At 68.4% G+C, this 12,382-nt stretch carries 8 protein-coding genes and 4 tRNA genes; 10 read left to right on the plus strand and 2 right to left on the minus strand.

Annotated features, from left to right (window positions below; translation table 11 throughout):
- The first annotated feature begins 333 nt into the window (after positions 1 to 333).
- The 5 genes from DWV08_RS04275 to DWV08_RS04295 all read left to right on the plus strand — a co-directional run bounded on the left by DWV08_RS04275 (position 334) and on the right by DWV08_RS04295 (position 1,549).
- A tRNA-Val gene (locus DWV08_RS04275) sits at positions 334 to 405 on the plus strand.
- A gap of 26 nt (positions 406 to 431) precedes the next feature.
- Positions 432 to 504: transfer RNA gene (locus DWV08_RS04280), tRNA-Gly, on the plus strand.
- A gap of 65 nt (positions 505 to 569) precedes the next feature.
- Positions 570 to 640, plus strand: a tRNA-Cys gene (locus DWV08_RS04285).
- Between the two features lie 25 nt (positions 641 to 665).
- A tRNA-Val gene (locus tag DWV08_RS04290) sits at positions 666 to 740 on the plus strand.
- A gap of 191 nt (positions 741 to 931) precedes the next feature.
- Positions 932 to 1,549 (plus strand): FMN-dependent NADH-azoreductase, encoded by a 618-nt coding sequence (locus tag DWV08_RS04295; RefSeq protein ID WP_115412661.1) that lies wholly within the window; start codon positions 932 to 934, stop codon positions 1,547 to 1,549.
- A gap of 199 nt (positions 1,550 to 1,748) precedes the next feature.
- Here DWV08_RS04295 and DWV08_RS04300 read toward each other — a convergent pair whose 3' ends face one another.
- On the minus strand, positions 1,749 to 2,420 hold the full coding sequence (locus DWV08_RS04300) for a GAP family protein (RefSeq protein WP_115412662.1): 672 nt from the start codon (positions 2,418 to 2,420) through the stop codon (positions 1,749 to 1,751).
- A gap of 242 nt (positions 2,421 to 2,662) precedes the next feature.
- Between DWV08_RS04300 and DWV08_RS04305 the strand changes: the two genes are divergently transcribed.
- From DWV08_RS04305 to DWV08_RS04315, 3 genes are all read left to right on the plus strand, one after another.
- Positions 2,663 to 3,160: a DUF1269 domain-containing protein gene (locus DWV08_RS04305; RefSeq protein WP_115412663.1), complete on the plus strand. Its 498-nt coding sequence runs from the start codon at positions 2,663 to 2,665 to the stop codon at positions 3,158 to 3,160.
- 358 nt (positions 3,161 to 3,518) lie between these two features.
- Entirely contained in the window at positions 3,519 to 6,020 is a 2,502-nt protein-coding gene (locus tag DWV08_RS04310) for a LuxR C-terminal-related transcriptional regulator (RefSeq protein WP_162801494.1), read from the plus strand.
- 139 nt (positions 6,021 to 6,159) lie between these two features.
- Complete coding sequence (locus tag DWV08_RS04315; protein ID WP_162801495.1) at positions 6,160 to 6,792, plus strand: HdeD family acid-resistance protein; 633 nt, start codon at positions 6,160 to 6,162, stop codon at positions 6,790 to 6,792.
- 12 nt (positions 6,793 to 6,804) lie between these two features.
- Here the strand turns inward: DWV08_RS04315 and DWV08_RS04325 are convergent, their stop codons facing one another.
- Positions 6,805 to 8,661 carry a SulP family inorganic anion transporter gene (locus tag DWV08_RS04325; protein ID WP_162801496.1) on the minus strand — a complete coding sequence of 619 codons (1,857 nt, stop codon included), beginning with the start codon at positions 8,659 to 8,661 and terminating at the stop codon, positions 6,805 to 6,807.
- Here DWV08_RS04325 and DWV08_RS04330 point away from each other — a divergent pair.
- Both DWV08_RS04330 and DWV08_RS04335 read left to right on the plus strand, forming a co-directional pair.
- The gene (locus tag DWV08_RS04330) at positions 8,660 to 10,579 is read left to right on the plus strand and encodes a SulP family inorganic anion transporter (RefSeq protein ID WP_206516759.1); all 1,920 of its coding nucleotides are present in this window, start codon (positions 8,660 to 8,662) and stop codon (positions 10,577 to 10,579) included. The two genes, DWV08_RS04325 and DWV08_RS04330, sit on opposite strands and share 2 nt — an antisense overlap.
- 8 nt (positions 10,580 to 10,587) lie before the next feature.
- Positions 10,588 to 12,315, plus strand: coding sequence for a SulP family inorganic anion transporter (locus DWV08_RS04335; RefSeq protein ID WP_115412666.1), 1,728 nt, complete (start codon positions 10,588 to 10,590; stop codon positions 12,313 to 12,315).
- Positions 12,316 to 12,382 lie beyond the last annotated feature (67 nt).

Below are 12,382 nucleotides of genomic sequence, written 5' to 3' on the forward strand. Positions count from 1 at the left end.
AAATGCTGAGGGCCCGCAGTGGTCGAGGTCACCGTGGGGGTCGGGGTGGTGCGCGGGGTGGTGCGCGGGGTGGTGTGCGGAGGGGCGGTGGACGGGCGGCGCGGCCGGCGACGGGGCGGACGCGCGACGAGCGGGCCGGGGTGGTGCGGCACGGCGTGCGACGGCCGGCGCGGGCGCTCGTATTAGCAGACGGTGCGAGCTCGCGGGCGGTGCGACGCGGCACGGCGAAGAACGATGTAGCTCACACCCTCAGTGGTCCTCATCGGCCCCGGACCTCGTGTAGGCTTCTTCGAGTCCGCTCCGGAGAGTGGATGCTGATGGTGCGACATCATCGGGCGATTGGCGCAGGGGTAGCGCGCTTCCTTCACACGGAAGAGGTCACTGGTTCGATCCCAGTATCGCCCACGACGGGATCCCCGGATCCCCGTCACGCGGACGTAGCTCAGTTGGTAGAGCATCACCTTGCCAAGGTGAGGGTCGCCGGTTCGAATCCGGTCGTCCGCTCCGAGGAGCGGCGCGCTCGACGACTCGTCGGGAGCGCCGTTTCGCGTAGATGCGACGGCATCTGCGGTGGGTTGGCCGAGAGGCGAGGCAACGGCCTGCAAAGCCGTGTACACGGGTTCGAATCCCGTACCCACCTCCGACGGCCCCTCACGGGGCCGCCCGGGCGATTGGCGCAGCGGTAGCGCGCTTCCCTGACACGGAAGAGGTCACTGGTTCGAACCCAGTATCGCCCACCAGTGCAGCAGAGCCCCGGTCCCCGCGGACCGGGGCTCTCGTGCGTCCGCGGAGGGGTGTCCCGCGGTCGGGCTCCACGGCCGAGCTCCACCAGGCCCTCGGTCCCGGTGCGCGGCCCCTGCGGCCTCTAGGCTCGACGGTGACGAGACCGCCGTCACGTCGCCCGCCATGCCGACCAGGAGGAGACCTCAGCATGCGTGCCCTCATCATCCGCGCCCATCCGCTGGACCCCAGCAAGTCCCGTTCCATGACGATGGCCGATGCCTTCGTCGAGGAGCTCGCTGCGCATCGCCCCGACACGGTGGTCGACGACGTGCGGCTGTACGAGACCGCCGTGCCCGAGATCGACCTGGACATGATGACCGGCTGGGAGCGGCTGCGAGCGGGCGAGCATTTCTCCCACCTCACCGGTGCCCAGCAGAACAAGCTGGCACTGTTCGACCAGTACACCAAGCAGTTCCAGAGCGCGGACCTGGTGGTGATCGCGAACCCGCTGTGGAACCTCTCGGTGCCCACGCGGCTGAAGGCCTGGATCGACACCATCTGCCGTGCCGGCGTGACCTTCCGGTACACGGCCGAGGGTGAGGCGGAGGGCCTGGTCACGGACAAGACCGTGGTGCATCTGCAGGCCAGCGGCGGGCACTTCGGCCAGCAGGATCCCGCGAGCCTGTACATCGCCGGGATGTTCCAGTTCCTGGGCTGCACCACCCACACCCTCGCCGCCGAGGGCATGGACCACGAGCCCGATCGTGCCGGGGAGATCATGGAGGAGGCGCTCCGTCGGGTCCGCGAGCTCGCGCGCTCCCTCTGAGCCGCCGCCGTCGAGGGGCCGGTCCGGCGCGGGCGCGCCGGCCGGTACGATCGACGACGGATCCGGCATCGTCGGCCGAACTCTGTGACGACATCGCCCACCAGGACAGCGGGGCCCCAGCCTTCGGACCGCGGCCCAGTTGCTCGTCCCCGCTCCTCGAGCGCGGCTCATAGCCCGACGCCGATCGGGCCCCCACTGGTCAGAATCCGGCGATTCCTCGGCCGATGAGGGTCACCCCGATGGTCAGCAGGAGGACGGTCATGACAGCGGCATTGTGCGCCGTGAGCCAGGACTGCAGCGCTTCCAGGGGAGCCCGCATCCGCTTCGGGGCCAGCAGGTTCCCGAGGACGGGAGTGCCGACGGCACAGGAGGCGATCGCGACGAAGCAGGCGATCGCCAGCGCCTGCCCGGCGGGAGGCAGCCCGCCGGCGCCGATCGTCACCCCGGCGGCAAGGGAGAGGGTCAGATTCTTGGGGTTGACCCCCGCGAGCAGAGCGCCGAGGCCGCAGGCCTTCCGCGCAGTCATCGAGTCGACTGCTGACATCCATCTCGGGAGGACGGGATCCTCGCCCGCGCGGGGTCGTCCTCTCCACTGCTTCACCCCGAGGGTGACGGCGGCTGCGCCCAGGATCAATTTCAGGGTCGACGCGATCGGGGACGACTCGGAGGTGTCCGAGTCCGTGACCGGGGATATCAGGATTGCGACGACAAGGACCACGACCGTCAGCGCAGCGATCCATCCGGCCAAGAAGGCGAGGGAGGAGCCGCGGGCGTCCGGTGTCAGCAGCATCAGGATCACGGCGATCAACGGCACCGGTGAGATTGCTATTCCCAGCGCGATCGGCAGGAGTGCTCCCAGCACCTCGTTCATGTCGACTCTCCTTTCCCGCGGATGAGGATCGGTAGCGATCTCTCCTCGGCCAGACTCTAGGCGCCGCGTGCGGGGATCGGGCCACCCGTTCCGGGCGGTGCGCCCCGGTGACGCGACGCGAGCGCGCGATGACGATGGAGAGTCACGATTCACCAGGATCGGGCGAAGCCCCGTGGAGGGGTGACGGCCCAGCCTGATGGTGAGTCCTGCAGGGCTCGTCCGATATCGACCGAGGAGCATCCATGGCACAGGCCACATTGACCGTCTGGAAGTTCGGCACCCCGGGCGGCGCCGAAGACGCATCGTCCACCTTGAAGGAACTGGCCAAGCAGAACCTGATCACCATTCATGATGCCGCGTACGTGACATGGGCGCCCGACAAGAAGAAGCCCAAGACCCATCAGCTCAACTCGGTGGTGGGGCGCGGAGCGTTGGGCGGAACCTTCTGGGGCCTGCTGTTCGGCCTGATCTTCTTCGTGCCGCTGCTCGGCGCCGCCGTCGGTGCGGCGACCGGAGCTCTGGCCGGCACGCTGACCGACGCCGGAATCGATGATTCGTTCATCAACCAGGTGCGAGACCAGGTCACCCCCGGAACGTCCGCACTCTTCCTGATGTCCTCGGACGCCGTGATCGACAAGGTGAAGGACGAGCTGGCGGGACACGATCCCGATGAGCTGATCTTCACCAACCTGAGCGGTGAGCAGGAAGCGGCGCTGCGCCAGGTGTTCGCTCAGGACTGACCGACGCGCAGAGGTGAAGGGGTGCTCCGGTGCGCCCCTTCACCTGCATCTCACCTGCCGCGGGTGATGGCGGCCGTCGCGAGCCTTCCTAGCATGTGTGACGAATTGCACATCCGAGGGGGTGCGAATGGGCCGCGGACCGTCCGGGCATCTTCAGGCCGACTCGCCGTACGTCGCTGTCCGGGGCGTTGCGCCGCCGGGCGAGGCCGCACCTCGCTCTCCAGGCACGCCGGGTGACGCTCACGGTGTCCCAGCTATTGGGCGGGATGATGTCGCCTCCGCGACGCCTCATCTTCCTCGTACGCTTGTCCCTCGGCGCCGCTACTGGGCCCGATTGGATCGAGCTGCGACACAGTCCGTGACGGTCGTCATCGCTCCCGCAGGCGCTGGCAAGAGCATCGGCACGATCGGGTGGTTGCGCCGCGATGGACGCGAACCTGACGAGCTGTGGATCCATGCTGATTCGACGTGGGACTGCGAACGGTTCCGGGCCCTCCTGGATTTCGCCGCGCGCGCGGACGGACCACGGCGCATCGTCGTCGACGATGCTCATCGCCTTCCCTCGGAGAGCTTCCGTCTGCTCGGCGAGCGGCTCACTCATCACCCCGACACTCTCCGGATGCTGCTGCTGAGCCGCTGGGACCTTCCTCTGGCCACGCTCGTGCCCGAGCTTCTCGGCCACTACTCGGCCCTCCGGGGGGACGTGTTGCGGACCGATGATGAGGAGACCGCTTCTCTGGTGCGCGCCCACGCACCGACCGCGGAGTCTTCGGCCGTGGAGGTGATCAGCACCTTTGCGCAGGGCTGGTGCGCGCCGATAGTGCTCACCGCTCGTGTCCTGGGGGCGGCACAGGTCTCGACCGATGCCGTGCATCGCTACGCGAATGCGAACGCCGGAGGCGTCGATCAGGTGGTCAACGAGGTGTTCGCGACGTTGAGACCGGACGAGCGGCACCTGTTGCTCTGCACAGCATCGGAGGAGATCCTCACTCCTCGGGCCGCGATCCATCTCACACGAGACCCTCGAGCCGGCGACGCGTTGGACAGACTGGCTGCGACCGGGCTGCTCGTCCTACGGATCGGTGACGCGGCGGACTCGAGCTCTGGGAACGTCGGTGACGAGAGTCGATACATGGTCCACCCGCTCCTGCGGGAAGTGGTGCGACGCAGGCTCCTGCACGGCGGCGTCGACGTAGTCCGCGCCCAGGCGACCGTGTCCCGCGCCGTGGCACTGGACGTCTCCCATGGTGACGGGGGACGGGCGTTCGAACGGCTCGTGGCCGTGAACGAGATCGGGCGGGCCACGGAGCTGCTCGGCAACGAGGGACTCAGGATGGTGATGCGGGGCGAGGGCCACGCGGTCGCAGACTTCGTCCGCTGCCATCCCGAGGAGGTCCACGTCGATCCGCGGACCTGGTTCGCCATCGCCCTGGACAGGTGGATGGAGGATGACCTCGAGGCAGCGCTGGGGTGGATGGAGCTCATCGTGCAGGACGGCGCATCGAATGATCCGGGCAGCGACGATCTGGCATCGGTGTGCATCGGCCTGATGCGTGCCCGGCTCGGGATCGGCTCTCCGATGGAGGCGCTCGATGCTGCACAGAAGGTCCTCACCAGGGTCGACCCTGGACGCCAGCAGCTCTGGCCACAGCTCCTCACAGAAATGGGCAGTCTGCAGAACTGGGTCGGTGACCTCGATGGCGCAGAAGCGCACCTGACCCGAGCTGTGGAATGCGGCCAGCAGCGGGGACTGTCTCAGCTCGCCGCGGAGGCCACCTCTCAGCTCGCCATCACGCAGATGATGGCCGGACGGGAGGCCGCTGCGCACCAGCTGGCAGTGGAGACTCTGTGCATTCTGGACACCACTCACGGAGGCGGTTCGCGTTTCACGAGGGCCAGGGCGGTCATGGTCCGCACACTGGTCCAGCTGTGGGCGGCCCCGGGACAGGTCGAATCGTCTGAGCCGGGCGGCGCCGCTGAGGAGGTGCCGGCATCGGACCCTTGCTCCAGGTTCTGGCTCCGGCTCTGCGAGGCACGGCGGTCTCTGGTCGACGGGACCCCGGCGGACGCGGAGCGCATACTGTCTACTCCACTGTCAGCTCCGGTGGCGCAGGCCCAGCTGCCTGAGCATCTTCAGATCGTGATTCTGGTCGAGCACGCGCTTCTCGCGACTCTTGCTGCGGATCGCGATCAACTCGCGAGCCTCGAAGCCCGCCTGGCGGAGCTCGGAAGCTCCGGGGAAGCACTGTTCGTGCGCGGCCTGAGGCATGATCTCGCCGGAGACCGGCACGCCGCAGCGGCAGACTTCGAGACTGCGTCCGAAGAGCAGTTCCGCGCGCAGCCCCCCGGCCGTGCCCTCTGCCTCGCGAGCAGAGCCCAGCTCCTGAACGCCGCGGGCCAGGAGGAGCAATCACTCAGGATGCTCTCCGAAGCGCTGCGCATCACCGAGGCGCGACAGATCGCGGTGCCTTTCCACGGCTGGATCCGGCAGGGCACTCCGATGGGCCATCTGCTGCTCAGGTTGCGCACACTGGACGGTGCAGCGGCGAGAAACTGGCTGGATGCCCTGGCGTCGTCGGCTGCGGGGACGTCCGATGCGGTAGCGCGTTTCGCACCGAGAACGGCCACACCCCGGGAACGGGCCGTCGCCACGACGACGGTCGTGCGCCCTGCACTGAGTCCGCGAGAGCGCGACGTGCTCAATGAGCTCGCCCGGGGTGCGACCTACGCCGATATCGCCGCGGCGCTCTTCGTGTCCGAGAACACCGTGAAGACACATGTCTCGAGCCTCTACGGGAAGCTCGCGGTGTCCCGCCGCAGCGACGCGCTCGCTGCGGCGCGGAGCATGAATCTCCTGTGAGGCGTTGCAGGGGGCGTCGTCAGGTCGGGCGTTCTCCGTGACAGGGGTCGGCCCTTGCCACCTGAATCGGGCGAAGCGGCCCTCGGATCCACGTGCCCACGATGTGTGCATCACTCGCCGCGGGAGGAGCATGGTCACCATGTCGGATGACGTCATCGGCTTCGCGCAGAAGGTGAACAACCAGCCCCGAATCCCCGGAGCCGTCAGCCTGTGGACGCTCTCCCTGGCCTATGGCGTGGTGACGCTCGGGCTCGGAGTGACCCTTGTGGCGTGGCCCCGCAGCTCCCTGGTCGTCATCGCCGTTCTGGTCGCCCTCCAACTGCTGGTCGCCGGTGTGCTGCGCGTTGTCGCGGCCGTACTCCCGATCGAGCTCCACCTCGTTGACCGGCTGTTGCTCGCGGTCACCGGAGCGCTCGCCGTGATCGTGGGTCTGCTGTGCTTGAGGGAGCCGTTGCAGACGGTGCTCACACTGAGCATCGTCCTCGGTGCGTGGTGGGTGCTCTGCGGCGTCGTGGACGTGGTGAGGGCCGTCCTCACCGAACGCGGTGTCGAGCGGGCGCTGAGCATCATCCGGGCGTTGCTCACCGTCGGCGTGGGCTGCCTGCTCGTGGTGATCCCGAAACTGTCCCTCGGTCTGATGGTCCTCATCGTGAGTCTCGGAATGATCGTCATCGGTCTGCTGTCCATCCTCGGGGCGGTGCAGCTGAGGTCCGCCCGGAACTCGTCCGAGACCCCCGGCTTGAGGCCGCCGTCACCTGCTCGAGCGTCCTGACCGCGGCGCCGATCACTGAGCCTGGCCCGGACCACCGGAGCAGTCGCGGCGGAATGCCGTCACGGCGGCGTCGAGCGAGGCGTGGGTGCGGCCCGCATCCTGCCAGGTGGCCCAGGCAGTTCCGCGCCTCACCCGGGCCAGGGCCTGGGTGGGGAGCTCGGCGACCCACAGCTCGATACCCCTCACGGAGAGCCGTCGATCGGTCTCGGCGAAGGAGTCCATCACGGTGACCGAGACGTCCGAAACTCCCCTCGCATCGAGCAGGACGACCCGTGGCGGCGTGTCGAGGGCATCGATCCGCTCGATGAGCTCCCGCTGGACCCTGCGGATGTTCATCGTGTAAAGGACTCCTTCGAGCCGGAGGACGAGAAGGCCCGGTATCGGCTCATCGGCGGCCCGTGCGGGCTCCAGCCGGTTCGTTCCCGGGTCTGGGCGCAGCTCGATCAGGGAAGGGCGGTCGAGCCGCCGGAGCAGGAGATAGAAGGTGAGCAGGATGCCCGTGAGCACACCGACGAGGAGGTCGGTCAGGAGTGCGATGGCAGCCGTGATGAGGGCGACGGCGAGCTCCCCGCGGTCGATGCGGGCGATCCGCCGCAGCTCACGGATGTCGATGAGGCCGATGACCGCGCCGATGACGATGCTCGCCAATGTCGCCTGGGGCAGGAGGCTGAGGAGCGGCGCGAGGACGAGCGCGACACCTATCGCCAGGAAGGCCGTGACCGCGCTGCTGAGCTGCGTCCTTGCCCCGGCGCCGGCGTTCACCATGGTCTGGGAGAAGCCACCCGCCGGGGGAGCAGTGGAGAAGAAAGAGCCGGCGACGGCGGCCAGCCCGTTGACGGCGAGTTCACGGTTGTTCGACAGCGGTGGGTCCGAGACTCCGCGAGTGCCCCGTCCGACGGCGATGGTCTCGGTGTAGGCCATCAGCGCGATGGCCAGGGCGAAGGGGAGGAGCGCCCCGGCGTGGTCGAGATCCGGCAGACCCGGTACCGGCAGTCCGCGCGCGACCGGCGGGATGAGCTCCACGCCGTGCTCGTCCGCGCGCAGCAGTCCGATCGTGACGATTCCCGCGACCAGCACCAGCAACGGTCCGGGGACTCTCGGCAGCCACCGTGCGGTGCCAAGGAGCACCACGAGGGAGCCGACACCGATGGCAGCGGTCGCCGGGTCGGCGTGGCTGAGACCGGTCACGACATGCCCGAGGACCCGGAAGAAGCCCTCGGGTCCGGGATCGATCCCCAGCAGAGCGGGGATCTGCTCGACGATGATCGTCAGCCCCACGCCGAGCTTCAACCCGGTGATGACGACGTTCGAGACGGCGTCGACCACCCAGCCGATGCGGATCACGGCGAACACCAGCATCGACACCCCGACCATGAGAGTGAGCGTCGCGACGGTGGCCATTGCGCGGTCAGGGTCGTCCCGGATCCCGGCCGAGGAGAGAGCGAGGCCGGCCAGCGCCACGATCGTGGACGTCGTGCTCATACTCAGCCTTCTCGCGCCGCCCAGCAGGGAGTACATCAGCATGGGCACGATGCAGGTGTACAGACCGACCTGGGCGGGGAGCCCCGCGACCGTGGCGTAGCCCATCGCCTGGGGCACCACGACAGCACCGGCCACCAACCCCGCCAGGACATCCGCTCGGAGCCACGAACGCCGGTACCCGCGAACCCATCCGGGGAGCGGCAGCCACCGCTCCCGGACGTCTCCGTGAGACGACGCCGAATCGTCGGACGGCTGATCGCTGCGCCTCACCGTCATCCACCTGTCTTCCCGCCCTCCCGGGCCATCACACCGCTGCCGAACGAAGGACGGCTGAACACCCCGAGGCGTGCCGACCGTCCCGGCGCAGATCGACGAGACAGTTGCCATGGACGACCACATCACGAGCCATCGCATCGGGACAGCACCCCCAGTCTTTGCGACCGAGATCAGCACAGGCTCACCCCAACTGGGTGACGGGTTCGACCGGGAGACGACCGAGAGTGGACGCATGCAGGAGGAGCGGACGAACGTATCCCGGGCATATCTCGCTGGCAGAAGATGGCTGCGCGGCATCCGCCCGGAGCGGAGACACCTGCGCGCGGACACTGTCGCCGCGATGCCGAGCGCCGTCTCCAGCGTCCCCGACGGCATGGCCTCGGCGGCGCTGATCGGCGTGAGCCCGGTCGTCGGGCTGTACTCGAGCATCGTGGGACCTGTGTTCGGAGGCCTGACCACGAGCACCCGCATGATGATCGTCTCGACGACGACCGCAGCCGCTCTGGCCGCCGCCTCCGCGCTGGAAGGGGTGCCGCCGTCCGATCGGCCCGCCGCGCTGTTCCTGCTCACGATCATCGCCGGCGCGCTGATGATCGGAGCGGGCCTGGCACGCCTGGGTCGCTACACCCGTTTCGTCTCGCATTCTGTGATGACCGGGTTCCTGACGGGCGTCGCGGCAAGCATCATCTTCGGGCAGCTCTCTGACCTGGCGGGGGCGGAGACATCCGGTGACTCGAACATCGCCGAGGCGCTGGACCTGCTCCTGCATCTGGGACGGGTGGACCCGGCTTCGGCTATCGTCGGACTGGCCACTCTGGCTATCCTCTTCGGGCTCAAACGCACCCGGGCGTCGTCCTTCAGCGCGTTGCTGGCTCTGCTCCTGCCCACGCTCGCCATGGTGCTGTTCGGGCTGGACAGCGTCGCCCAGGTGCGGGACGGCGGAGCGATCCCCCGCGGGATTCCGCTGCCGGCCCTTCCGGAGCTTCGGATGCTGTCCTTCGAACTGGTCGCCGGGGCCGCGGCGGTGACCGTCATCGTGCTGGTGCAGGGTGCGGGGGTGAGCGAGTCCGCGCCCAATCAGGATGGCTCCCCCTCCAGCATGAACAAGGACTTCATCGGGCAGGGGATCGCAAACGTGGCGGTCGGCATCTTCCGTGGTCAGCCCGTCGGAGGATCGGTCAGCGGCACGGCACTGAGCCTCGCGATGGGGGCCAGGACGCGGTGGGCGGCCATCATGTCCGGGCTGCTGCTGCTGCCGATCGTGGTTCTCCTCTCGGGGCTGGTGGGCCTGGTGCCGGTGCCGGTGCTCGCGGGTGTGCTGATCTTCGCTGCGATCGGCGCGATCCGGCCGGGCACCGCAGCCATGATCTGGCGCACCGGCAAGGCCTCCACGATCGCGATGGTCGCGACTTTCGTCGCCACTCTCTTCCTCCCGGTCGCAGCCGCTGTCGGCATCGGTGTCGCACTGTCGCTGATCCTGCAGCTGAACCAGGAGTCGATGGATCTGAGGATCGTCCAGCTGACGGCGCAGCCGGACGGGCACTTCCGCGAAGGCCCGGGGCCCACGCGGCTCACCAGCCATGAGGCGACCGTGCTCGACGTCTACGGGAGCCTCCTGTACGCGGGATCGAAGACGATGCAGAAGCGTCTGCCGGATCCCGCCGGGACCGAAGGGGCCGCCGTCATCATCCGATTGCGCGGCCGTACAGCGCTGGGTGCGACGTTCTACCGGATGATGGCCGACTACTCCCGGAAGCTCGCCGACACCGGTGGCCGGCTCTACCTGTCAGGTCTGGAGCCTGAACTGCTCGAACAGGCCCGCCGCGCCGGCGGGATGGACATGAGCGGTCCAGTCCGTGCGCTGCCCGCGACGGAGATCCTCGGCGAGTCCACGTGGAAGGCGCTGCATGAGGCCGGCGCCTGGCTGGTCCGGCATCGAACAGATCTTCGCTCACCCGGGACGGGGGAGGACCCCACCGCGGGAGCGGCCGACGATGAGGATCCTCGAACCCGCCCCGAGGATCGGTAGGAGGAGCGATGCTGACCACTCTCCGGGATTCTCTGCGCGGATACAGGCGCGCATCGCTCCGGAGCGACATCGTCGCAGGCCTCACCGTGTGGGCGGTGCTGATCCCGGAGTCTCTCGCCTACGCCTCCATCGCCGGCGTCTCCCCGGTGGTCGGTCTGTACGCCGCTATTCCAGCCCTGCTGCTCTACCCGCTCTTCGGGAGCTCCCGACATCTCGTGGTCGGTCCCATGTCGGCCACCGCCGCGATGTCGGCGGGAGTCGTCGGCGGCATCGTGAGTGCGAATGACGAGGTGTTCGTCGTCTACACGGCAGGCGTCGCCGTCGCCGTGGGCGTGATGGCGACGGTCGCGAGCCTGTTCCGACTGGGGTTCATCGCGAACTTCATCTCCGAGCCCGTCCTCAAGGGCTTCATCGTCGGCATGGCCCTGGTCATCGTCGTCGGACAGCTCCCGAAGTTCTTCGGCGTCGAAGGCGGGGAGGGGAACTTCTTCGCCAGGTCATGGGCGGTGATCACCTCGTGGGATGACATCGACGGGTGGACCACTGCCGTCGCCACCGGTGGGCTCCTCCTGCTGATCGGGCTGAGGAGGTTCGCACCCAGACTGCCGGGATCGTTGATCGTGGTGGTGCTCAGCACCCTCGCTGTCCTGGTTCTGGATCTCCAGTCCAGAGGAGTCGCGACCGTGGGGACGATCGAACCGGGCCTTCCCCGTCTCGGGGTGCCCGCGGTGGAGGTCGCGGATGTGTCCGCCCTGATCTCCGGAGCAGCCGGCGTCATGCTGGTCGGCTTCGCGGAGGGGCTCGGGGCTGCGAAGACCTATGCGCAGAAGAACGGGTACCGCATTGATGCCAATCGCGAGCTGCTCGGGCTGGGCGGATCGAATCTCGGGTCCGGATTCCTCTCGGGCATGGTCGTCAACGGAAGCCTGTCGAAGACCGCCGTGAACGGAGCGGCCGGCGCGAGGACACAGCTCTCCGGCTATGTCGTCGCGATGCTGACCGTGCTGACCCTGCTGTTCCTCACACCGCTCTTCGCCGGCCTGCCCGAACCGACCCTCGCCGCGGTCGTGATCGCCGCAGTGGTCGAACTGATCGACATCGGCTCGCTCCGCCAGCTGTACAGGGTCAGCACGTCCCGCCTGGTCGCGATCTACGGGCGCACCGCTCGGGCCGACTTCCTCGCTGCTAGCGCCACATTGCTGGGCGTGCTGGTCTTCGACACTCTCCCGGGGCTCGTGATCGGGGTCATGCTCTCGGTGCTGCTTCTGCTGTTCAGGGTGTCGACCCCGCACATGCCCGTGCTCGGAGCCGTGCAGGGAGCCGGCGGGCAGTGGGCCGATCGGGATGGGCGCACGGACACCACCACCGTCCCGGGTGTGGTCGTGGTCCGGGTGGAGGGACCGCTCGTCTTCGCCAACGCCGACGCGGTGCAGGAAAGGTTGACCTCCCTGGCTGTGCCGGATGAGGTGTGCACCGTCGTCCTGGATGCCGCGGCGGTGCCGATGATCGACGTCAGCGCAGCCCGGATGCTGCACAACGTGGCGAGCTCCCTGCAGGACCACGGCACCGATCTGGTCACCGTGGGTGACGTCGGGCAGGTCCGGGACGTGCTGCGGACGTCCGGCGAAGCAGGCTCGCTGCTCACGATCCATGCGACGATCGAGGACGCCGTGGACGCTGCGACGTCGGCGTGGGGGACGACCCCGGGGGCGCCGGGTGGTGGTGCGGAAGAGTAGGGACCCCAGACATCTCATGGCCCGGGGGCACCCTCGACTCCTCGAGGCGATTCCGCTCGAGACGCTC

Source organism: Brachybacterium saurashtrense (assembly GCF_003355475.1).
Taxonomy (GTDB): domain Bacteria; phylum Actinomycetota; class Actinomycetes; order Actinomycetales; family Dermabacteraceae; genus Brachybacterium; species Brachybacterium saurashtrense.